Annotated in this window: 24 protein-coding genes; 9 read left to right on the forward strand and 15 right to left on the reverse strand. The window is 65.2% G+C overall.

All coding sequences use genetic code 11. The features are described from left to right. Positions 1 to 16 precede the first annotated feature (16 nt). On the reverse strand, positions 17 to 589 hold the full coding sequence (locus tag PanNE5_RS14180; RefSeq protein ID WP_017234242.1) for an EF-hand domain-containing protein: 573 nt from the start codon (positions 587 to 589) through the stop codon (positions 17 to 19). A 100-nt stretch (positions 590 to 689) separates the two neighbouring features. Then, positions 690 to 956, reverse strand: a complete 267-nt coding sequence (locus tag PanNE5_RS14185) for a glycine zipper 2TM domain-containing protein (protein WP_017234241.1) — start codon at positions 954 to 956, stop codon at positions 690 to 692. Here PanNE5_RS14185 and PanNE5_RS14190 point away from each other — a divergent pair. The 3 genes from PanNE5_RS14190 to PanNE5_RS14200 all read left to right on the forward strand — a co-directional run bounded on the left by PanNE5_RS14190 (position 955) and on the right by PanNE5_RS14200 (position 3,368). Continuing rightward, on the forward strand, positions 955 to 1,245 hold the full coding sequence (locus PanNE5_RS14190) for a hypothetical protein (protein ID WP_261938182.1): 291 nt from the start codon (positions 955 to 957) through the stop codon (positions 1,243 to 1,245). The genes PanNE5_RS14185 and PanNE5_RS14190 overlap by 2 nt on opposite strands. 480 nt (positions 1,246 to 1,725) lie before the next feature. Further along, positions 1,726 to 2,400: a TetR/AcrR family transcriptional regulator gene (locus PanNE5_RS14195; protein ID WP_261938183.1), complete on the forward strand. Its 675-nt coding sequence runs from the start codon at positions 1,726 to 1,728 to the stop codon at positions 2,398 to 2,400. An 11-nt stretch (positions 2,401 to 2,411) separates the two neighbouring features. After that, complete coding sequence (locus tag PanNE5_RS14200; protein ID WP_017234238.1) at positions 2,412 to 3,368, forward strand: LysR substrate-binding domain-containing protein; 957 nt, start codon at positions 2,412 to 2,414, stop codon at positions 3,366 to 3,368. A gap of 210 nt (positions 3,369 to 3,578) precedes the next feature. On the opposite strand, the gene PanNE5_RS14205 is transcribed toward PanNE5_RS14200, so the two are convergent. The 12 genes from PanNE5_RS14205 to PanNE5_RS14260 all read right to left on the reverse strand — a co-directional run bounded on the left by PanNE5_RS14205 (position 3,579) and on the right by PanNE5_RS14260 (position 14,347). Beyond that, on the reverse strand, positions 3,579 to 3,938 hold the full coding sequence (locus PanNE5_RS14205; RefSeq protein WP_017234237.1) for a helix-turn-helix domain-containing protein: 360 nt from the start codon (positions 3,936 to 3,938) through the stop codon (positions 3,579 to 3,581). A gap of 212 nt (positions 3,939 to 4,150) precedes the next feature. Further along, a complete protein-coding gene (locus PanNE5_RS14210) occupies positions 4,151 to 4,861 on the reverse strand; it encodes an ABC transporter ATP-binding protein (protein WP_017234236.1) in 711 nt (236 codons plus the stop codon). Beyond that, the gene (locus PanNE5_RS14215) at positions 4,858 to 5,628 is read right to left on the reverse strand and encodes an ABC transporter ATP-binding protein (RefSeq protein ID WP_017234235.1); all 771 of its coding nucleotides are present in this window, start codon (positions 5,626 to 5,628) and stop codon (positions 4,858 to 4,860) included. Before PanNE5_RS14215 ends, PanNE5_RS14210 begins: the two co-directional genes overlap by 4 nt. Beyond that, positions 5,625 to 6,599, reverse strand: a complete 975-nt coding sequence (locus PanNE5_RS14220) for a branched-chain amino acid ABC transporter permease (protein ID WP_017234234.1) — start codon at positions 6,597 to 6,599, stop codon at positions 5,625 to 5,627. The genes PanNE5_RS14215 and PanNE5_RS14220 overlap by 4 nt, the downstream gene beginning before the upstream one ends. A gap of 8 nt (positions 6,600 to 6,607) precedes the next feature. Next, complete coding sequence (locus PanNE5_RS14225) at positions 6,608 to 7,528, reverse strand: branched-chain amino acid ABC transporter permease (protein WP_017234233.1); 921 nt, start codon at positions 7,526 to 7,528, stop codon at positions 6,608 to 6,610. After that, the gene (locus PanNE5_RS14230; protein ID WP_017234232.1) at positions 7,525 to 8,397 is read right to left on the reverse strand and encodes an alpha/beta hydrolase; all 873 of its coding nucleotides are present in this window, start codon (positions 8,395 to 8,397) and stop codon (positions 7,525 to 7,527) included. The genes PanNE5_RS14225 and PanNE5_RS14230 overlap by 4 nt, the downstream gene beginning before the upstream one ends. Positions 8,398 to 8,556: 159 nt before the next feature. Beyond that, the gene (locus tag PanNE5_RS14235; protein WP_017234231.1) at positions 8,557 to 9,750 is read right to left on the reverse strand and encodes an ABC transporter substrate-binding protein; all 1,194 of its coding nucleotides are present in this window, start codon (positions 9,748 to 9,750) and stop codon (positions 8,557 to 8,559) included. 209 nt (positions 9,751 to 9,959) lie between these two features. After that, positions 9,960 to 10,955, reverse strand: coding sequence for an amidohydrolase family protein (locus PanNE5_RS14240; RefSeq protein ID WP_261938184.1), 996 nt, complete (start codon positions 10,953 to 10,955; stop codon positions 9,960 to 9,962). Positions 10,956 to 10,992: 37 nt separating this feature from the next. Then, complete coding sequence (locus PanNE5_RS14245) at positions 10,993 to 11,547, reverse strand: 3-hydroxyanthranilate 3,4-dioxygenase (RefSeq protein WP_261938185.1); 555 nt, start codon at positions 11,545 to 11,547, stop codon at positions 10,993 to 10,995. A gap of 45 nt (positions 11,548 to 11,592) precedes the next feature. Beyond that, positions 11,593 to 12,027 carry a RidA family protein gene (locus PanNE5_RS14250; protein WP_261938186.1) on the reverse strand — a complete coding sequence of 145 codons (435 nt, stop codon included), beginning with the start codon at positions 12,025 to 12,027 and terminating at the stop codon, positions 11,593 to 11,595. Between the two features lie 88 nt (positions 12,028 to 12,115). Then, entirely contained in the window at positions 12,116 to 13,588 is a 1,473-nt protein-coding gene (locus PanNE5_RS14255; protein ID WP_017234227.1) for a 2-hydroxymuconic semialdehyde dehydrogenase, read from the reverse strand. Between the two features lie 192 nt (positions 13,589 to 13,780). Continuing rightward, a complete protein-coding gene (locus PanNE5_RS14260; protein ID WP_261938187.1) occupies positions 13,781 to 14,347 on the reverse strand; it encodes an SRPBCC family protein in 567 nt (188 codons plus the stop codon). A 314-nt stretch (positions 14,348 to 14,661) separates the two neighbouring features. Between PanNE5_RS14260 and PanNE5_RS14265 the strand changes: the two genes are divergently transcribed. The 6 genes from PanNE5_RS14265 to PanNE5_RS14290 all read left to right on the forward strand — a co-directional run bounded on the left by PanNE5_RS14265 (position 14,662) and on the right by PanNE5_RS14290 (position 20,528). After that, entirely contained in the window at positions 14,662 to 15,705 is a 1,044-nt protein-coding gene (locus tag PanNE5_RS14265) for a LacI family DNA-binding transcriptional regulator (RefSeq protein WP_017234225.1), read from the forward strand. A gap of 186 nt (positions 15,706 to 15,891) precedes the next feature. Continuing rightward, positions 15,892 to 16,905 carry an extracellular solute-binding protein gene (locus tag PanNE5_RS14270; RefSeq protein ID WP_017234224.1) on the forward strand — a complete coding sequence of 338 codons (1,014 nt, stop codon included), beginning with the start codon at positions 15,892 to 15,894 and terminating at the stop codon, positions 16,903 to 16,905. 55 nt (positions 16,906 to 16,960) lie between these two features. After that, complete coding sequence (locus tag PanNE5_RS14275) at positions 16,961 to 17,785, forward strand: ABC transporter permease (RefSeq protein ID WP_261938188.1); 825 nt, start codon at positions 16,961 to 16,963, stop codon at positions 17,783 to 17,785. Next, positions 17,725 to 18,606 (forward strand): ABC transporter permease, encoded by an 882-nt coding sequence (locus tag PanNE5_RS14280; protein WP_410007530.1) that lies wholly within the window; start codon positions 17,725 to 17,727, stop codon positions 18,604 to 18,606. The genes PanNE5_RS14275 and PanNE5_RS14280 overlap by 61 nt, the downstream gene beginning before the upstream one ends. Before the next feature lie 43 nt (positions 18,607 to 18,649). Beyond that, positions 18,650 to 19,693, forward strand: coding sequence for an ABC transporter ATP-binding protein (locus PanNE5_RS14285; RefSeq protein ID WP_017234221.1), 1,044 nt, complete (start codon positions 18,650 to 18,652; stop codon positions 19,691 to 19,693). 7 nt (positions 19,694 to 19,700) lie between these two features. Continuing rightward, positions 19,701 to 20,528 carry a phosphodiesterase gene (locus tag PanNE5_RS14290; RefSeq protein WP_261938190.1) on the forward strand — a complete coding sequence of 276 codons (828 nt, stop codon included), beginning with the start codon at positions 19,701 to 19,703 and terminating at the stop codon, positions 20,526 to 20,528. Between the two features lie 106 nt (positions 20,529 to 20,634). Here the strand turns inward: PanNE5_RS14290 and hmpA are convergent, their stop codons facing one another. Further along, the gene (gene hmpA, locus PanNE5_RS14295; protein WP_261938191.1) at positions 20,635 to 21,837 is read right to left on the reverse strand and encodes an NO-inducible flavohemoprotein; all 1,203 of its coding nucleotides are present in this window, start codon (positions 21,835 to 21,837) and stop codon (positions 20,635 to 20,637) included. Positions 21,838 to 21,843 lie beyond the last annotated feature (6 nt).

A 21,843-nucleotide genomic window follows, 5' to 3' on the forward strand; every position in this document is an offset into this window, starting at 1 on the left:
CTACCGAGCGAGGGGCTCAGGGTTTCGTGGTTGCCGCGTCGGCTTGCGCGCGCTCGTGATAGTAACGGCGGAAGTAAGCGCGAATCTCCGCGGGCGAGAGCTTGCCGTCACGATTGGCGTCGATCAGCTCGAAATGCCGATCGAGGAACGGCTCGGCGGCCGCCGTTTCGTCGCGGCTCAGATAACCGTCGCCATCCTTGTCCGCCGCCTTGAAATAGCGCTCGAACGTGGCGCGACGCGCCTGCAACTGGCTGTGCTGATAGGCCGACCATTCATTGCGGTCGATCTTGCCATCGCGATTGGTGTCGATGGCGTCGAACGAGCGTTGCAGGTACAGCCCGAGCGCTGCGTTCTGATCCGACGCGTCGCCGTAGTCCGGGCCCGGTAACGGCGCAGGCATGGGCGCCGAAGGTGTCGTCGGCACGACGCCGTTCATCGGCGTCCGCGTCTGTGCATGGCCGGGCAGCGCGACGAGCGACAGGGCGGCGGCGCTGGCGCAAAGCGTGATGACGGCGAGTGTCCGGCGCGCCGTACGCCGTGTCGCGAGGGTTCGAAGCGTACGTTGATGCGGTGTCTGTTGAGATGTCATGCCGCGCTTCTCCTGATTCGTTGAACAGTGACGGCGGTATCGGCCTCGCGATGCGATGCGCTGACGAGACGGGAGCCGCCCGATGACGGGGAGACCGGTATCAACGGCGACGGCGGTCGTCCGTGATGACGTTACCGATCACGCCGCCGACGACAGCGCCCCCCACGGTCGTGCCCAGGTCGCCGCCGGAGATGAGGGCGCCACCCAGGGCGCCGACGCCGGCGCCAACTGCCGTATTACGCGATTCGCGTGGCGTCATGCCGCCGCAGCCGGCCAGCGTGCCGATCAATGCGGCCCCTGCGAGTACCGGGCCGGCCGAGCGTGACAGACGGGAGAGGTGCGAGATCCATCGTTGTGTAGTTTTCATGACGCATGACTCCTTCAAAGAGGGGGGCGTCGGGCCCCGGGCAATCGCAGGCATCGCCTGCCGTTCAATAACAGCGGTCGCTGACGGCGCAGGCTTGATACACGATCCATTTACGGTCGATGCGCAGTCCAATGCGGTATTGCGCGGTATTGCGCGGTATTCGTATTCATGGCGTCTGTCGCCAGCGCTGATTGATTTAGGTTTGACGCAAGTTGCGGTATTTGGGTCGCCCGATCTTGTAAGACTTTGTAAAGCCCTTGGGTCGGGCGTGACGGTCGCGAACCTGTGAGCTCCACGGTGCTTTCTGTGCGATCGGTATATAAAATGCAGTCCGAAATAAATTGTGGACGTTCTGACGATGCGGAGGGCGACACCAGCGACGCTGGCGCACGCACCATCGCGCATGTTCCTGTGCTTGTGCGACGCCGCGGGCGGATGTCGTCGTAAAGCGGAGCTGGCGAAAGCGTGACATCGAAATTGTTCAAGTTTGAAATGTCTCGGCCGGCGGCTTTAAAAGCCGCCATTCACGCCGGAAGGTGCGGAATGCGCGGAGTATGCGATTACGCGGCGTATTACGCGATGTCTGTCATCGCAAATCGCGCTGAATGCGTTGAAACCATCGGGAAAGTCCGGGGGAGTATTTGCGCTTAGTTTTCGCCGCAAGCTGCGTTTGCGCTGGCATACTGTGCCCGCTGAAGTTCGGTACTGAATTCAGCGATTGTTGAGACAAATCGATTGAGGTGCTCGGCCTATCCGCTCAAGCTTATCCATGCCACAAGTCAAGAAAGAAGACATTCGTCTGGCCATTTTGGAAGCATCGCATGCCCTGTTTCTCGACAAGGGCTATGTCGAAACGACCATGGTGCAGATCGCAAAGCGTGCCGGCATTTCCCACGCGAACATCTACAGCTACTTCACCGCAAAGTTGCAGGTCTTCTTCTGCGTCTACGAAACCTGGTTCAAGGCGCGCATTACCTTGCTCGAAGCCGAGGTGATGGCGGCACACGGCGCCCATGCCCGCATGCGCACCCTGCTCGACGGCCTGCTGGTCCAGATGCCGAGACTCGACAACGGCTTTTCGCACAACCTGGTGCAGGCGCTGGCCACCGTCCGCCCGGGCGATCCGTACGACGCATCGCTGCTGCGCTGGTTTCGCGAGCATCTGTCGGGCATGCTGGCGGCAGTCGCACCGAGCCTTGCGCGCGATAGCGTGCGACGTGCGCGTCTGGTGGATATGCTTGTGCTGACGTTCGACGGATGCCTCGTCAACCATCATGTCAATCCGGCGTCCCTGCCGGACGCCGCGATGCTGGAGGAGTACGTCGTCGCATTCCTGCCGGGCGAACCTGCCGAGTCTGACGCGGCTGCGTCGGTGGCGCCCGCGGCGCAGGGCGTGCCGGGGGCGGGGGCGGTGATACCGTCCGGCTCCGCGGCGGCGGCCTGAACGGCACGCCGATGCGCTCGCTGCCCTGGACCTCCCTCAATCTCGGACGAAAGCTCAAGTTCCACCAGCTTCAGGTGTTCGATCGCGTGCTCGAGACGGGCTCGCTCGTGCGCGCCGCCAACGAAACCGGTCTCACACAACCGGCCGTGAGCAAGATCGTGCACGAGCTGGAATCGTGTTTCGAAGGACCGCTCTTCGTACGCAGTAATCGCGGCATGCAGCCTACGGAACTGGGCGAACTGCTCGGGCATCGCGTGAAATCGCTGATGGCCGAGCTGCGCTACCTCACGGACGAAGTGAATGCGTTCAGCGCAGGTACCAGTGGACACGTCATCGTCGGTACGCTCATCTCGGCCGCCGCGGATCTTCTCCCGCGCACGATTGCGATGCTCAAGTCGCGGACCCCGGGCGTACTGGTCACAGTGCGTGAAGCGACGACCGCGCAACTCTTCCCCGCGCTGGCCAGCGGCGATCTGGATATTGTCGTGGGCCGTCTGCCCGAGCGGGCATTGCCTGTCGCGAACGCCTTCGCCCTGACGCACGAAGTGCTCTTCAACGAATCGCTCAGCGTAGTCGGTGGGGCGCGTCACTGGCCACAGGGGCCGGCGCGCGTGCCGCTTGCGCAGTTGCGTGAAGGGGCGTGGATTCTGCCGGTGCCGGAATCGCCGTCGCGGCTCGCTGCCGAGCGGCTCTTCCACGATGCGGGGCTGGCATTGCCCGAGGACGTCGTCGAGTCGCTCTCGGTGCTGACCAACATCGGCTTGATGCTGGAGACCCCGCGAGTAGCGCTGATGCCGCGTGTGGCGGCCACGCCGTTCGTGGAATCGGGATTGCTGCGGGTGCTGGCCGATACCATGCCCGGCAGCTTCGGCGATGTGGGGTATTCGCTACGTGCCGACAGGCCGCCGAGTCCGGCTTGTGAGCGCTTCGTCGCCTGCCTTCGCGAAGCGTGCGGCCTCAGGCCGTAGCGCCTTCCTGCCGATGTCGCCAAAACGAAGGGCGGCATGCCGGTGCATCGGCGTGCCGCCCTTTGCGATGGGCCGGCGCATGAACCTGCCCACGCGCCCCAACGGTAACGCGAACTGCCGACGCGGCGAATGGCGTGAACGCAATCGCGACACTTGCGAAACCCTGCAGCGAAGCCACCACGGATGCGATGACGATCGTGCGAAGGCGGGTCAGAGACGTGCGAGCGACGAGACTAGCCCGGGGTTCTGTTGCACGAGCCGAATGAGGCAGGCGGCCTGGGCATTGGGGCGCGCGCGACCCTGCTCCCAGTTCTCCAGCGTGCGCGGATTCGTACGCAAGTAGTGCGCGAAGACGTTACGCGACATGCCGAGATGCTTGCGCAGGGCGAGCAATTCGTCGGGAAAAACTTCAAGTTTCGGAAGCGGTGTGCGCGGCAGCTCCTTGATATTGAGCGGAAGATCCGCAGGCAGGCCGTTCTTGACGTGCGCCGGTTCGGCAGGCGGTGGCGCACCGGTGTCCTGAGAGAGCAGCCAGCGGAAGGGATTCGAAGGCGTATTGGAGTAAGCCATAGTCCTACCCGGGTGTCGGTGTTAAGTGAAGGGATAAGCACGCTTGCGAAGTCAATCAAGCGGAACCGATTGCACCACAGAGTTCTACTGGGTGCTTTCACAAAACACTCCGGATTTTCGCGTATGACACCCATCGAGGACCAAGCACCCCGCCGAAACGAGGTGCCGTAGAGTGTACGCAAAACGGTGCGGTACGCAGCGTGGCGCGTGCCTCAAACGCCCAGATACGCCTGTAATTCCGGCAACGCGCGACGCAGGCTTGGCGAGTCGCCTTGCCAAGCTACACGGCCTTTGTCGACGATGTAGTGGCGATCGCCGAGTTCGAGCATCGGTGCAAGGTTCTTGTCGATGCACAGGATCGACAGACCGCTGCCTTTGAGTTGCTTCAGGCACTGCCAGATTTCACCCCGAATGAGCGGTGCCAGCCCCTCCGTCGCTTCGTCGAGAATGAGTAATTTCGGATTCGTCATCAGCGCGCGGCCGATCGCGAGCATCTGCTGCTCGCCGCCGGATAGGTTGCTGCCGAGGTTTTTCTCGCGTTCGCGCAGCCGCGGAAACAGGGCGTAGATGCGCTCCAGTGTCCACGGCGAGCGCGCACCATGACGATTGCTGGCGGTGGCCACGAGGTTCTCGCGCACTGTCAGCGTGGGGAAAATCTGGCGTCCCTCCGGCACGAGCCCCATGCCCGCGCGCGCGATACGGTGCGACGGACTGGCGTGCACCGGCTGTCCGTCGAACACGATTTCGCCACGGGCAGGGCGCATGAGGCCTGTCATCGACTTGACCGTGGTCGACTTGCCCATGCCGTTGCGGCCGAGCAGCGTGACGAACGCCCCCCGCTCGATGTCGAGTTGCATGCCGAACAGCGCCTGACTCGCGCCGTAGTACGACTCGACGCCAGACAAAGACAACAAGGGGCTCATGCGGTCGCTCCCAGCATTTCGTTGCGGGTGTCATCCCCGAGATAGGCTTCGCGCACGCCCGCGTCGTTGCGGATCGTGTCGGCGTTGCCGCAAGCGATGGCGCGCCCGTAGACGAGCACGGTGATGCGGTCGGCCAGGGCGAAGACCGCGTCCATGTCGTGCTCCACCAGCACGATGGCGTAATCGCCCTTGAGATCGGCGAGCAGATGCGTCATCTGTTCGGACTCGGCCTGCGACATGCCGGCCATCGGCTCGTCGAGCAGCAGCAGTTTCGGGCGTCCCGCGAGCGCCATGGCCAGTTCGAGCTGACGATGTTCGCCGTGGGCAAGCGCGCTGGCGGGCACGTGCATGCGCGCGGCCAGTCCGGTGCGCGCCAGGATCTCGCGCGCCGGCTCGACGAGCGCCGCTTCGCGAATGGCTGGCCGCCAGAAGCCGAAGCTATGGCCTTGCATCGCCTGCACGGCCACGAGCACGTTCTCCAGCGCGGTGAATTCTCGAAACACCGACGTGATCTGGTACGAGCGCGCGAGCCCCGAGCGGGCGCGCTGCTCGATCGGCATGGCCGTGATGTCGTGTCCGTCGAAATGGATGCTGCCTTCGTCGGCGCGAAGCTCGCCGGCCAGTTGGCCGATGAGCGTGCTCTTGCCGGCGCCGTTCGGGCCGATGATGGCGTGCAGCTCCCCCGGCGCGACATCCAGGCAAAAGTGATCGGTGGCGATCAGCCCGCCGTAGCGTTTGACCAGTTGGTCGACTTGAAGCAGGGTCATGCCTTGCCCTCCACGGTACGGGCGCGCCGGGCGAGCCGCACCTGCAGGTCGCCGAGCAGGCCATACAGGCCGCGTCGCGACACCAGCACCGCCACGACGATGAGCGGCCCGAAGATAATCATCCAGTGCTCCGTCATGCCCTTGAGCCATTCCTCGATCAGCAGCATGGCGGCGCTGCCCAGTACCGGCCCGAAGAACGATCCCAGCCCGCCGAGGACGACCATCACGATCAACTCGCCCGACGCCGTCCACGCCATGTAAGCGGGCGAGACGAAATGCGTGAGATTGGCGTAGAGCATACCCGCCACGCCGCAGGTCATGGCGCTGATGATGTAGGCCACCAGCTTGTAGCGCAGTGTCGGATAGCCGAGCGCGCGCATGCGGCGATCGTTTTGGCGCGCACCGCGAATGACCATGCCGAAGCGCGCATCGACCAGCCGGCGACCGGCCCATACGCACAGGCACAGCACGGCGAACGCCACGTAATACAGCGTGGCGGGGTCGTCGAGCGTCATGCTGCCGAAGCGGCTGCCGGCGGTGACCGGCAGGCCGTCGTCGCCGCCGTATTGCCTCAGGCCGACGGCGAGGAAGTAGAACATCTGGGCGAACGCCAGCGTAATCATGATGAAGGCGATGCCGGTCGTGCGCAGCGAGAGCAGACCGGTGACGGCGCCGACGACGGCACACAGCAGCAGCGTCGCCCCGAGATGCAGGAAGCCGTTGTCGATGCCGTGATAGCTGAGAATGCCGACGACATACGCGCCCAGCCCGAGATACAGCGCGTGGCCGAAACTCACCATGCCGCCGTAGCCGAGAATCAGATCGAGCGAGACGGCCGCGATGGCGAACACCACAATGCGCCCGAACAGGGTGAGATAGAACGGTTGCTGGGCAAACGTCGCGTAGAGGGGCACCAACGCCAGCACGGCGAGCAACAGCAGCGGCACGGCGGTGCGAAGATTGAGTTTCATTTCCATCGTCAACCGTGTTTGACCGGGAAGAGACCTTGCGGACGCACAGCAAGCACGGCGGCCATGACAAGGTAGATGAGCATCGAAGCGAGCGCGGGCCCGGCGGTGTCGGCGGTGCTGCGCTCCATGAGGCTGCGCAGCAGCGTGGGCAGGGCAGTGCGTCCCACGGTGTCGACCACGCCGACGATCAGCGCCGCGAGAAATGCCCCGCGCACCGAGCCGATGCCGCCGATCACGATCACGACCATCGTCAGGATCAGAATCGGCTCGCCCATGCCCGGCTGCACCGACAGGATGGGGCCGGCCATGAGCCCGGCGATCCCGGCGAGAATCGCGCCCAGTCCGAACAGCAGCGAGTTGAGCAGCACGATGTTCACGCCGAGCGCGCCGACCATCTGGCGATGGGTCGACCCGGCGCGGATCAGCATGCCGATGCGCGTGCGGTGAATCAGCAGATAGCAGCCCAGCGCCACGGCCAGCCCCACCACGATGATCAGGAAGCGATACGCCGGATACGCGAGGCCGAACAGATCCACCGTGCCGGCGAGCCAGTCGGGCACTTCCATGTAATACGGCGACGGCCCCCAGATCATGCGCGCGAGCTCGTTGAAGAACAGGATCAGACCGAAGGTGGCCAGCACCTGATCGAGGTGATCGCGGTCGTACAGCGTCTTGAGCGCGACGAATTCGACGATCAGGCCGATCACGAGCATTGCGGGAACGATGGCGATCGCGGCGAGCGCGAACGATCCCGTATGGTTGTACACGGTGGCGGCGATGAACGCCCCGATCATATAGAGCGAACCGTGTGCGAGGTTGACGAAGTTCATGATGCCGAACACCAGCGTGAGCCCGGCCGCCATCAGGAACAACAGCACCCCGAGTTGCAGCCCGTTCAGGCACTGCATGACGAAAAGCGTCAGACTCATGCGGCCTCCCGGGGTAGCCCCATCAGGCGAAAGATGGCTTGCGTGAGCGGACTGGCGGTGTCGTTGAGCGTGAGCACGATATCGAAGTGATTGGTGCCGGGCATCGGGACATAATCACCTGCGAAGCCACGGGCGCGCCATGCCGCGAGATAGTCCTCGCTCTGGCGCTTGAATTCCGCCGTCTCGCTCTCGCCGTAGGACACCACGATCGGGCAGCCGTGCGCGGGCAGATGGAAGTGGGGGCTGTTGCGATGCGCGTCGTCGGCGGACAGCTTCATCCAGTCGTTGATGTGCGTGAACGGAATCGGCGTGAGATCGAACAGGCCGGAGAGCGGGGCGGCGCCGGCGACGACGTCGTGGGGCACGCCGTAATCGGCGTGCCAACCCTGAGCGAGCAGCATGCCCACGAGGTGGCCACCGGCCGAGCTGCCGCACACGTGGATGCGGCGGGCGTCGCCGTGGTGTTCGCCAATGTGCCGGTGCACCCAGGCCAATGCACGGCGCGTCTGGTCGACGATGGTATCAAGCGAGGCGCCGGGCGCAAGCGAATAGTTGATCGTGACGACCGTCGCGCCGGCGCGTGTGAAGGCGGGCGCCATGTTGCTCGAATCGTCCTTGCCGAGCGCGCGCCAGTAGCCACCGTGAACAAAGAAGAAGACGGGGGCGTCGGGGACCGGTGACGGGAAGATGTCGAGCGTCTCGTCGGGGTGATCGCCGTAGGCGACATCGAGGACGCAGGGCGTGGTCGCGCGGGCGTGCGCGCTCTCGGTGGCGTACTGCGTCAGGATGTCGAGAACGTTGGGCGTGGTGGCGCGAGCGTTGTACTGAACGTCCAGCTCAGCCTCGTCGAAATTGCGGTAGCGCTTCATAAACCCTCGATCGTGCTCAGGTACGGCTCGGGTCGTGCACCTGCAGTGCCGCCGGCCTATCGCGTGGTATCGCGCCCGCCCGGGACGGCCGGGCGGCGCGTCGGCAACGGCGGGCATCGTCCGCGTCGAACCGCACGCCGGCGATGCCCGCCCGTCGCCTTACGACTTGATCTTGCACTGCGCGGCCAGGTCGGCGCGCGTCTTGATCTGAATCTGCCCCTTGGTCGCGAACCGGGCGCCGTTGGCGTCCTTCACGACATCCACGCGGTAGAACTGCGCCACGGGGAACTGGTTGCTGGCGAACTTGAACGGCCCGCGCACCGACGAGAAATCGGCCGCCTTGAGTGCGGCGCGCAACGCTTCGCGATCCGCCACGTTGCCCTTGGTCTTCGTGAGGGCCGAGTCGATCAGGTTGGCGGCGTCGTAGGACTGCGCGGCATACATCGACGGCACGCGGTTGTATTTCTTCTGGAAGGCCGCCACGAACTGCTTGTTCTGCGCGTTGTCGAGATCGGGCGAGTACGGGGCGCTGGTGATGGCGCCGACCGCCAGTTCCTTGAGCGCGGGCAGGGTCGAGCCGTCGATGGTCGACACGGAGATCAGCGGAATCTTGCCGAGCAGCCCGGCCTGACGGTATTGCTTGACGAAGTTCACACCCATGCCGCCTGGATAGAACACATAGACGGCGTCGGGCTTGGCGGCCTGCAACTGGGCGATTTCGGCCGAGTAGTCGGGCTGGTTGACCTGTGTGTACACCTCGTCGACGATCTGGCCCTTGTAGTCGCGCTTGAAGCCGTTCACGGCGTCGCGTCCGGCCTGATAGTTCGGGGCCATCACGTACATCTTCTTGTAGCCCAGGTCGCTCGAGAGCTGGCCACCGGCCTCGTGCAGTTCGTCGTTATCCCACGACGTCGAGAAGAAGTTCGGCGAGCATTGCGCGCCGGCAATCGGGGTCGGCCCGGCATTCGAGCCGACCATGACCACGCCCGCATTCGTCACGGTCTTGTGAATGGCCATCATGACGTTCGAGAACGTCACGCCGGTGATGAGCGACACCTTGTCGCGCTCCACCAGCTTCTGCGCGGCCTGCACGCCGACGTCGGGCTTGAGCTGGTCGTCTTCCTTGATCACCTGCACCGGCACGCCGCCCAGTTTGCCGCCCTTTTGCTCGATGGCGAGCATGAAGGCGTCGTACTGATCCTGGCCGAGCGCGCCGCCCGGGCCGGAGAGCGTGCCGATGAAGCCGATTTTCACCTGGGCGTGCGCGCCGCTCGAGGCGAATATCGCCGCGCCGGCGGCAAGGGCGCCGAGCACGGCGATGGCTTTGCGTTGCGTGGTCTTCGTTCCCGTCATCATGGTCTCCAAACTTAGTTCCAAAACAGGCAAACACTTTCCGCAGAGGACTCGCGCCGGGAGACTTGACCGCTTCTTCACGTCGGTCATCGCAGGCCAGGCGCGTCAGACTACCTAAATTGTTTAAGCATCAAATATTTAAGTACCCAGCGTAAACGACGCCTTTTACGTAGGCAAGCGATTTCAAAAACACCTCGGGAAAGCACCAGTTACAGGCCGAAGAACTCGCGGGCGTTCGCGGCCAGAATGCGGTGGCGAGCCACGTCGTCCAGATCGGGCTGCTCGGCCACCAGGCGGCCGATGTCCTGCTCGCCGAGCGGAAAAGGATGATCCGAGCCCAGCATGATGCGTTCCGAGCCCAGGGTGTCGACCAGCAGGCGCAAGGCGCGCGGGTCGAACACGGCGCTATCCACGTAGAAACGATCCAGATAATGGGACGGCGGATGCGGGCTGTCGGCACGCACGATGTCGCGGCAATGCCAGGCATTCTCGGCACGGCCCAGCAGATACGGGAACGCGCCGCCGCCGTGAGCGAAGCACAGCTTGAGCGAGCGGGGCAGACGCTCGAACGCGCCCGAGAGGATCAGCGAGAGGATCGAAAGCTGCGTCTCGGCAGGCATGGCGACGAGCCACGGCATCATCCATCGCTTCATGCGGCCGTCGGTCATCATGTCCCACGGATGCACGAGCACGGGGATGTGCTCGTTGCCGCAGTGCCGCAAGAAGGCCACGAGCTGTTCGTCGTCCAGGTCCTTGTCGCCGAGATGGTTGCCGATCTGCACGCCGACGTGGCCGCTCGCCTTGGCGCGCGAGGCTTCCGCGCAGGCCAGATCGAGGTTCTGCAGCGGTACTTGCGCCATCGCCTTCAGGCGCGACGGCGCGTAGGCACAGTGCTCGAGCGCCAGATCGTTCATGCGCTGCACCCAGTCCATGACTGCGTGCCCGTCGTAGCGATAGCCGAACATGATCGGCGTGGCACAGACCACTTGCAGGTCGATGCCGTGACGGTCGAGTTCTTCGACGCGCAGCGCGGGGTCCCACAGCGCGCGGTAGACCGGTCGGAAGGCGCGGTCGTCGATCATGATGTTGCCGGTCTCGCCGCCGTCGTCGATGCGCAGCCACGGCGCGGTAGCGGGGTCAAGGCGGGCCGCCTCGTCCCGCGTGATGCGCGGGAAGAAGTGGGCGTGCATGTCGATTTTCTTCATGACGTAACGGGTAAGGGGCTGGGCGCGGCGTCGCGAATCAGGCCGACGCCGGTGCCGTAGTCTTGGGTTGCGCGGCGCGGCCCGGGTGGATCTCGCCGCAACTCGGGCAGCGGCGCAGCGATTCGGTGCCGTAGAACGTTTCGAACAGCGGCGGCAGGTCGGTCACAATGCTCTTGAGCTGCACTTCCACACGGTGAACCAGCGTGCCGCATTGGAGGCAGTACCACTCGAAGCCGTCGAGCAGGCCGGGCGGGCGCTGGCGTTCGATCACCAGGCACAGGCTTCCCACTTCTGGCCGCTGCGGCGAGTGGCGCACATGCGGCGGCAGCAGGAAGATGTCGCCCTCCTTGAGGTCGATGCGCTCCGGGCGGCCGTCGATCCACAGATTGACCCACGCGTTGCCCTTGAACTGATAGAAGAACTCCTCGAGCGGGTCGTCGTGATAGTCGGTGCGATGGTTCGGTCCGCCCACCACCGTCACGATGAAATCGCTGTCCTGCCAGACCTGCTGATTGCCGACGGGCGGCTTGAGCAGTGACGCGTGATCGTCGATCCAGCGCTGGAAATTGAAGGGCTTGCCATACGTCAACATGCTGTCTCCCGGGTCATGCGGCGTCAGGTGGAGTCTCGGGGTGCTTCAGCGCGAACGCGGCGCGTAGGCCACGCACTTGATTTCGATAAGCAGCAACGGATGCGGCAACTGGTGGACGGCCACCGTGGTGCGCGTCGGCCCGCTCTCGTCGAAATACTCGCCGTACACAGCGTTGTAGCCGCCGAAGTCGTTCATGTTCACGAGGAACGCGCCGACTTCGACCACGTCGGCGAGGGCGGCGCCTTCGCTGGCGAGAATGTCGCGAATGTTTTCAATGACGGCGCGCGTCTGCTCACGAATGTCGAGCTGCGTCACGCCCAGCGCATCGACCTGCGCACCGGCGTAGGTGTTGTCCGGGCGGCGCGAACTGGTGCCCGAGACGAACAGAAAGTCGCCGGCGCGCTTGATGTGCGGGAACTTGCCGCGCGGCTTGGCCTTGCCGGCCACCACGCGGGCCTGCGTGTCTTGCGATGCGCTCATGTGTCGTCAGTCTCCGTTGTGCCTTGTTCTTGGGACGGCGCACGGGTGCGGGGGGCTCGACCCCCATCGATACCCCCGCACCGTCGCCTCACAGTTTGATGCAGATGTTGGTGATTTCGGAATAGAAGTCGAGCGAGTGGCGTCCGCCTTCGCGGCCCAGTCCCGAGCGCTTCACGCCGCCGAACGGCGTGCGCAGGTCTCTCAGGAACCAGGTGTTCACCCACACGAGCCCCGTCTGGAACTGACGCGCCACGCGATGCGCGCGCGACAGGTTCGTTGTCCATACGCAACCGGCAAGTCCGTACTCGCTGTCGTTGACGCGGCGAATCACTTCGTCCTCGCGATCGAACGGGGCGACGTGGCACACGGGGCCGAAGATCTCCTCGCGGACACAGCGCGCCGTATCGGGCAGGCCGGTCCAGACCGTGGGTTGGACGAAGGCGCCGTCGTCGCGGGCATCGCCGAAGGCGGGCACGCCGCCGCCGGTCACGACCGTCGCGCCTTCTTCCACCGCCAGACGATAGTAAGCGAGCACCTTCTCTCGATGTTTGCGAGACACGAGCGGACCCATCTGCACGCCGATGGCGTCGGGCGCGTCGATGCGCAACGCGGCGGCACGCTCGGCCAGCGCGGCGACGAAACGGTCGAAGATCGGTCGCTCGACATAGACGCGCTCCGAACACAGGCACACCTGACCCGCGTTGGTGAACGACGAGCGAACCACGCCATCGAGCGCGCGCTCGAAGTCGGCGTCCGCGAACACGACAGCGGCGTTCTTGCCGCCCAGTTCGAACGAGATTTCCTTCACGCCGTCGGCCACGGCCTTCATGATCGCGCTGCCGGTCCGCGACTCGCCGGTAAAGGTGATCGCCGCTACGTCCGGGTGTTTCGTCAGGTGTTCGCCGGCCGAGTCCGGGCCGAAGCCGTGCACGAGGTTGAAGACCCCGGGCGGCACGCCGGCGGCGTCCATCACCTCGGCGAGCAGGGTGGCGGAAGAGGGCGTTTCTTCCGACGGCTTGGCGACCACGCAGTTGCCCATCGCCAGCGCGGGGGCCACCTTCCATGTGAAGAGCAGCAGCGGCAGGTTCCACGGCGAGATGATGCCGATGACCCCGAGCGGTTTGCGCGTGACGTAGCTCATGACGTCGCCCCCGTCGGCGGCGCGCATGTCGTACATCTCGGTGCCGGCCGTCTTGACGAGATCGGCGAACATGCGGAAGTTGGCGATGCCGCGTGCGATGTCGAGGGTGCGGGCCTGTTCGACGGGGCGGCCCGTGTCGGCCACTTCGGCCGCGACGAAATCGTCGAAGCGCGCCTGGATGCCGTCGGCGATCCGATGCAGCACCGCGGCGCGCTCGGCGGGCGTGGTGTTGCCCCACGGCCCGTCGTGCAGGGCACGGCGCGCGGCGCGCACGGCGCGATCGACGGTAGCGGCGTCGGCTTCGCAAACCTTCGCGACGAGCCGCCCGTCGACAGGGCTGACATTATCGAACTGGCGATCGGTGGCAATGAACGCGCCATCTACGTAGTGCCGCAGCAGCGGCGGAGTCGCAAGGCTCACGAGGTCTCCTGGAGCAGGGTGTTTTGCGGGGTGGCGAGGGCGCGAACGCCAGGGCACAACCGCCGGATGCCCTCCAGTCTAGGCATCTGGCTATATAAAAAATAATGAAAACTATCGTGGCGTCTATTCCTGATTGGAATAGCAAGGGGCAGCAGGGAACAGAAAGGGGGCAGCGGGGAACAGCAGCCAGGCTCAGTGGTGCGCGTCGTGGCTCATCCGTGCGCGCGCCTCGCGCAGGTCACGCGCCTCGCGCGCTTCGCCGATGGCGGCGGGCGGCAGGTCGGTGTCGAGGCACTCGACCAGATGGGCGTTGAGCAATGCCGCGAGACCTTCGCCGCCACGTCGCATGACGTAGTTGTGATTCCAGCGGAACAGCGGACGGGCAATGGGCGCGAGCTTGTTCATCCAGGCGCGCTCCGTATGCACGTCCCAGGCATAGCGCACCGCCGTGATCGGCCCTTCCGTGTCGAAGCGCCACACGCCGGTGCCCTCCAGCTCGCCTGACGCGACACTGCGCACCTCGCGCATCGGGTCGACGTGCGTGACGCGCGTCTCGATGGTGAGCGAGTAGGGCAGCGCACCGTGCCAGGTCAGCACACGCACCGCGCCCACGCCTTGCGCGTCGCCCGGATCAAGCGTGCGCACGTCGCGCACGCACGGCCACCACCGTGCCCAGTGGTCGACGTCGCGAATCGCGTCCCAGACTTCGTCCAGCGGCGCGGTGAGCCGCCACAAGGTGAGGAAGTGATAGTCGTTCATGGCCGATCCCGGTCGTGGAGGGAGAGGGTGCCGTCATGCCCCTTCGGGCTGGGGAATTTCAGTATAGGCGGCATCCCGGGGGCCGGCGTGCCGCTGCTCATGTCGACCACGCCGGGCAATGCGAGCCAGGGCTGGACGGGCGAATTGCCGGCGGTGTCTGCCCGTTGTCGTTCCTTGTCATTTTTTGGGCGATGTCATGAATCCATCACATTGTCTCCATAGAATCCCGAAGTGAAAACGTTTTCGTAAACGTTTACATTTGCAAAAAATCCGTCAACGGCAAGTATCGACGGTACGACACAAGGGAGACGAGCGTGGCAGATATCCGGGACGTGGCGCAGCGCGCGGGGTGTTCGATTGCGACGGTGTCGCGCGCGCTCAATTCACCTCGGTTGGTGCGTCCCGAGACACTGGCGCGCGTGCAGGCGGCCGCCGCCGAGCTCAAATTCCGTCCCAATGCACTTGGCCGTCAGTTGCGCGGCGAGCGCACCGGACTGATCGGCGTGATGCTGCCCACGCTGGGCAACCCGGTCTTTGCCGATTGCCTGGAAGGCATTGAAGCCGCCATTGACGGCACGGGCCGACGGTTGTTGCTCGTTACCACCCAATACGACCCGGAGCGCGAGCGCAACGCCATCGAGACCTTGCTGCAACAGCGCGTTGATGGCCTGCTGCTGACGCTGGCCGACGCCGAGCACAGCGCGCTGCTCGACGATATCGCGGCGGAGGGCGTGGCGTGCCAACTCGTCTATAACGATGCGCCGGAGCGTCCATGCGTCTCCGTGGACAATCGGACCGCTGCCGCGCAGGGGGTGGCCATGCTGATCGAGGCGGGTCATCGCGACATCGTGATGGTGACGGGCGCGTTGCATGCTTCCGACCGCGCCAAGCGCCGCTATCTCGGCTACGGCGATGCCATGCAGGCCGCTGGGCTGACGCCGCGGCCGGCCTTTGAGATCGACTTCAACAGCGGGGCCCGTGGCGAGCGGGTGCGCGAATGGCTGGCGCAGCGCGAGCGCGACGGCGCGCGTCCCACGGCACTTTTTTGCTCCAACGATCTGCTCGCCCTTGGCGTGATGCGCGCCCTGCGCGAGGCGGGGCTGCGAGTGCCCGACGATATGTCGGTGCTGGGCTTCGACGGGCTGGGGGTGGGCGAGCTGCTTTCGCCGACGCTGGCGACTGTCGTACAACCGAGTGTGGACATCGGCCGTCACGCGGCGCAACGTTTGCTCGCCCAGATCGACGCGCGCGTCGGCGCGACGCCCTCGCACGACGCCTCACTCAGCCATGCGCTGATTCTGCCGCACGAGATTCGTCGCGGCGGCACGGTGTCGGCACCGCCGCGCCGGCGGGGGTGAGACGCGCCATCGAACGGTATTGCACGGTTTTGAAGGGAACGTAGTAGCAAGGAAAGCGGCCGACGACTGGCTCCGGAAAGAGAGTTCAGCGCCGGCCGAGGCAATCAGGCATCCGGGCATGAGGCCCGCACTTATCCGGCGGCACGTGAGTTCCGCCAACGCTCAGACATTCAGGAGCTTACCAACATGAAGCTTTGGATCACCCGCGCCGCCCGCACGCTGGCGCTGTTCACCCTGCTCGGCGCTGGCGCCGCGCAGGCCCAGCAGACGGCCATCTGCTACAACTGCCCGCCGGAATGGGCCGACTGGGCCGGTCAGGTCAAGGCGATTGCACAAGACACCGGCATTCGCGTGCCGCTCGATAACAAGAACTCCGGCCAGGCCGTTGCGCAATTGATCGCCGAGCAGAAAGCGCCGGTGGCCGACATTGTGTATCTGGGCATCACGTCTGCCATCGAAGCGGCGAAGAAGGGCCTGCTCGCGCCGTACAAGCCGGCGAACTGGGATCAGGTGCCGGCCGCCATGAAGGATCCGAACGGCATGTGGACGACGATCCATTCGGGCACGGTCGGCTTCTTCGTGAACCGCGACGCGCTGGAAGGCAAGCCGGTGCCGCGTTCGTGGGCCGACCTGCTCAAGCCGGAATATCGCGGCATGGTGGGTTACCTGGATCCGAGCAGCGCATTCGCCGGCTATGCCGCCGCGATTGCCGCCAATCAGGCGCTCGGCGGGTCGATGGACAACTTCGGTCCGGCCATCAGCTATCTCCAGAAGCTCAAGGCGAACGCGCCGATCGTGCCTAAGCAAACGGCGTATGCGCGCGTGCTCTCGGGTGAGATCCCCATCCTGATCGACTTCGATTTCAACGCCTACCGTGCCATCTACAAGGACCACGCCAACGTGCAGTTCGTGATCCCGAAGGAAGGCACCGTGTCGCTGCCGTACGTGATCGCGCTCGTGAAGAACGGCCCGCACCCGGACAACGGCAAGAAGGTGATCGACTACACGCTGTCCGACAAGGGCCAGGCGCATTGGGCGCAAGCGTTCCTGCGTCCGGTGCGCGCGAGCACGATGCCGGCCGAGGTCGCCGCCAAGTTCTTGCCCGCGAGCGACTACGCGCGGGTGAAACCGGTCGATTTGCAGAAGCTCGCCGCGCAGCAGGACGCGTTCGGTCAACAGTATCTGAAGAACGTGCGCTAAGCACGCAGGGTCGTTTCGCCCTGATGTTCAACGAGGAAGAGGAGCAAAACAAGCGATGCGTGACCTGACTCTGCCGCGCGGCTGGCGCGTGGCACTGCTGCTGCCGGCGCTGGCGGTCTTTCTGGCGTTCTGGCTGTTGCCAATGGCTGCCCTGGTGCAGGTGAGCGCCGACGGTCACGCGTTCGAGACCTATCGCGCCATTCTCACCAATGCGCGTTATCTCGACAGCCTGTGGCAGACCATCGCGCTCTCGGCGCTGGTCACCCTTGCCACGCTGGCGTTATCGCTGGTGGCGGGCCTCTTCCTCACCCGTCACGACTTCCTGGGGAAATCGGCGCTCGTATCGATGCTGACCCTGCCGTTGGCGTTCCCCGGCGTGGTGGTCGGCTTCATGGTCATCATGCTGGCGGGGCGTCAGGGGCTCATCGGCGATCTCTCGGCGAAACTCCTTGGCCACAAACTCGTGTTCGCGTACTCGCTCACCGGGCTCTTCATCGGCTACCTGTATTTCTCGATTCCGCGCGTAATCCTCGCCGTGATGGCCGCGGCGGAGTCGCTCGATCACTCGCTCACGGAAGCGGCCGCGTCGCTGGGCGCCGGGCCGTTCGCCATCGCGCGCGACGTGACGCTGCCTGCGTTGGCGCCGGCGCTGATCGCGTCGGGCGCGATGTGTTTCGCCACCTCGGTCGGCGCATTCGGCACGGCCTTTACGCTGGCGACCGACATCGACGTGCTGCCCATGACCATCTACACCGAGTTCACGCTCAACGCCAACGTGGCGACGGCGGCGGCGCTCTCGGTGGTGCTCGGCGTGGTGACGTGGGCGGTGCTCATGCTGGCCCGCAATTTCACGGGGCAGGCGGTTGCCGCCGGAGGTTGATTCGCATGCTCAAGAAAACGCTTTTCACGCTGCAACTGCTGCTCACGCTGCTGATGTGTGCGTTCCTGCTGGTGCCGGTGGGTATGTCGATACTTGCCGGGCTGTCGGTGAACTATTTCCGGGGGCCGTCGGCCGGCCTCACGTTCAAGTGGGTGATCCAGGTCTGGCAGGACTATCACGACGCGATTCTGAATTCGCTGTACGTCGGCGCCGCCACGCTTGTGCTGGTGACGCTGCTCGGGGTGCCGGCCGGTTACGTGCTGGCGCGCTGGCGCAGCCGCGTGGCGCGCTGGATCGAGGAGCTGCTGACGTTGCCCATCGCGCTCCCCGGGCTGGCCAGTGCGCTCGCGCTGATCAGCGTGTATGGCGGCATGCGCGGCTTCCGCGAGAGTCTCGCGTTCATTGTCGTGGGTCACGTCATCTTCACGCTGCCGTTCATGGTGCGTGCCGTGGCGGCGGCATGCGCCGACGCGCGCATCAAGCTGATGGAGGAGGGCGCGGCAAGCCTCGGCGCGGGTTTCCTGCGGCGCTTCACGACGGTGGTGCTGCCCAACATCCGCAGCGAGATCGTGGCGGCCGCACTCATCGTGGTGACGCTCTCGCTCGGCGAATTCAACCTGACATGGATGCTGCACACGCCCGACACGAAGACGCTGCCCGTGGGGCTGGCGGACGCTTACGCGTCGCTGCGCCTGGAGATCGGCAGCGCGTACACGGCGGTGTTTTTCGTGATGATCGTGCCGTTGCTGGTCGTCATGCAGATGACGGCGCAACGGGCCAAAGTGTCGAACGGGAAAACGTCGGCGCGTGGCCGCACTTGATCCGGCGGATGCGAGTACGCCACCGAATGCTTAGGATATGACGATGAAACTGACTTCCATCCCAATTCATCTCGAACGCTGTGCCAAGACGTTTCACGGCACCACGGTGTTGCAGCCCCTCGATCTGACGATCGGCGCGGGCGAGACGCTGGTGCTGCTCGGCCCGTCGGGGTGTGGCAAGACCACGACCCTGCGCATGATCGCCGGACTCGAGCGGCCCGACGCCGGCGGCCGCGTGCGCTTCGGCGACGAAGACGTCACGCGCCTGCCCATCGAAAAGCGCCGCGTGGGGATGGTGTTCCAGAACTACGCGCTGTTCCCGAACTTCACCGTGCGCGGCAATGTCGCTTACGGCCTGAAGCTGCGAGGCCTGCCGTCCGCGCAGATCGACAAGCGCGTGAACGAGCTGCTCGACCTCGTGCAGCTCACGCCGTTCGCCGAGCGCGCCATCGCGCAGCTCTCGGGCGGTCAGAAGCAGCGCGTGGCGTTGGCGCGCGCGCTCGCGCCGGAGCCGCGCGTGTTGCTGCTCGACGAGCCGCTCACGGCCCTCGACGCCAAGCTGCGCGAGACGGTGCGCGCCGATATGGATCGTCTGCTGCGTGGCCTGGGGGTCACAACGGTGTATGTCACCCACGATCAGGACGAGGCGATGGCGTTGGGCGATCGCATCGTGGTGATGAGCGCGGGTCGCATCGAGCAGATCGGCGCGCCGCGAGACATCTACTACCAACCGGCCTCGCGCCACGTGGCCAACTTTGTCGGCACGATCAACCGTCTGGCCGGCGTGTGGCGCGAAGGACATTTCCATCTGGAAGGCGGACGTTTTGCCTGCCCGAATGTGCGTGCCGACGTGCAGGAGTTGTACTTCCGCCCGGAAGATGCGGTGGTCGTGCCGGCGGACGATGCAGCGCTCGTCGGCCGTATCGAGGAAGTACAGTTTCTCGGCGACCGCACCCGACTGACGCTGGGCGGCGTGTCCGCCGCGGGGTCGGTGCTGGTCGAAGTGTCCAGCCGTCGCGCATGCCGCGTCGGCGAACAGGTCGGGTTGTCGCTGCCCGCCGCCCATGTCTTTTCGCTTCACGGATAAACTGCCCATGCTGTTCGCACAAATCAGCGACCTTCACATCAAACGGCCCGGCAAGCTGGCCTATCGGCGCGTGGATACCGCCGCCTATCTCGAACGCTGCGTGGCGCGTCTGAATACGCTGGTGCCGCGTCCCGAATTCGTTGTGCTGACGGGCGATCTCGTCGATTTCGGTGCGCGCGAGGAATATGAGCACCTGCGTCGTTTGCTCGCGCCGTTGCAGATCCCGTACTACCTCATCATCGGCAATCACGACGGTCGCGACGCACTGCGCGAGGTGTTTCCCGAGCACACGTATCTCGGCGAGCCGGGCAGCTTCGTGCAGTACACGGCGACGCTCGGCGCGCTGCGGCTCGTGGCGCTCGATACGCAGGACCCGCCCAACGGCGGTGGGCGCTTGTGCGACCAGCGTCTGCAATGGCTCGAAGCGGTGCTCGCCAGCGATACCGCCACGCCGACGGTGATCGCCATGCACCATCCGCCTTTCGCGTGTGGTATCGAGCACATGGATGCTCAGGCGCTCGATGCCGCCGATGCGGCAAAGCTCGCCGACGTGGTGCGCCGTTTCGACAACGTCGAGCGATTGATTTGCGGTCACGTCCATCGGCCGATTCATACGCGCTTTGCCGGCACCATTGCGAGCGTATGCCCGTCACCGGCCCACCAGGTCGCGCTCGATCTGCGCGAGGGCGGACCGTCCGCGTGGGCGCTCGATCCGCCGGCGTTCCAACTGCATCGATTCACGCCGCAGATCGGACTGGTCTCGCATCTGGCCTTCGTCGACGATGCGGGCGGCTCGCATCCGTTCTATGACGCCTCGGGCGCCTTGATCGACTGAGGTGTCATCGGCGGCGGCCCGCGCGGCGGGGGCGCTGCATCTCGATGACAAAACGACACGAGGCCCCCAGATTCGGGGGCCTCGTGTCGTTTACCGCGGGGCTGGATCAGAGCAGGTGATCGAGCGCGTCCGGACCGAAGACTTCACGATGCAGACGCTCAGCCGGCACGCCGGCGTCGCGCAGGGCGCGCCATTGCGTCTGCATGAACGGCACCGGGCCGCACAGCAGGTAATCGGCGTTGGCAGGCATTGCGAGGCGCGAGATGTCCATGCGGCCGGCGTAGCTGTAGTCGGCGCCTTCGCGTTCGTGGCTTTGCGGCGTTTCGAAGAACGTCGCCACGCGCAGGTTGGGCAGTTGCGTAGCCGCGAACGTCAGGTGACGGCGCAGAGCGACATGCGAGCCGTGGCGGGCGGCATGCGCGAACAGAATCTCGCGGCGCGACCCCTTGGCCGCCAGCGCGGCGACCATCGACATCATCGGCGTAATACCGACGCCGGCGCTGAGCAGCACGAGCGGGCGAGCCTCGTCGAGCGACGTCGTGAACTCGCCGTACGGCGCGCTCACGAGCAGGCGGTCGCCGGCCTTCACATTCGCGTGCAGCCAGTTCGAGACCTGACCGGCCGGCTTCGTTTCGTCGGCGGCCTCAGCCTTGACGGTGATGCGCCAGTGCGCGGCTTGCGGTGCGTCGGACAGACTATATTGACGGCGTTGTTGCAGGCCATCCGGCAGCGTTACCGAGACGCTCACATATTGTCCCGGGGCGAACTCACCCGGCGAGCCACCTTCGGGCGTGGTCAGGTAGTACGAGACGATGTGATCCGTTTCGCGGTCGACATCGGCCACCACCAGTTCGCGCAGCGCGCCCAGCGGCGAGTGCGTGCGTTCCGACAAACGGGCTTCGGCCGCGATCAGTTCGCCGGCGAGCAGCCAGTAGGCTTCGTCCCACGCGGCGATCAGTGCGGGCGTGGCGGCGTCGCCCAACACGTCCTTGATGGCACCGAGCAAATGGCGGCCAACGATCGGGTAATGCGACGGCGTGATGCCGACCGACACGTGCTTGTGCACGATACGCTCTAGCACCGGCCCAAGCGCTGCGGCGTTGTCGATGTTCGCGGCGTACGCGAACACGGCCGAGGCGAGCGACTGTTGCTGCGCGCCACTGGCTTGATTGCCCATGTTGAAGAGATTGCGCAGCTCAGGATGGGCTTCGAACATGCTTGCGTAGAAGTGGCGCGTGATCGCAAGACCGTGCTCGCGCAAAACCGGAACACTCGCATCGATGTAGGGGCGGGAAGCTGCGGAAAGCATGGCAAA

This window comes from Pandoraea sp. NE5 (assembly GCF_024363545.1).
GTDB classification, from domain to species: Bacteria; Pseudomonadota; Gammaproteobacteria; order Burkholderiales; family Burkholderiaceae; genus Pandoraea; species Pandoraea cepalis.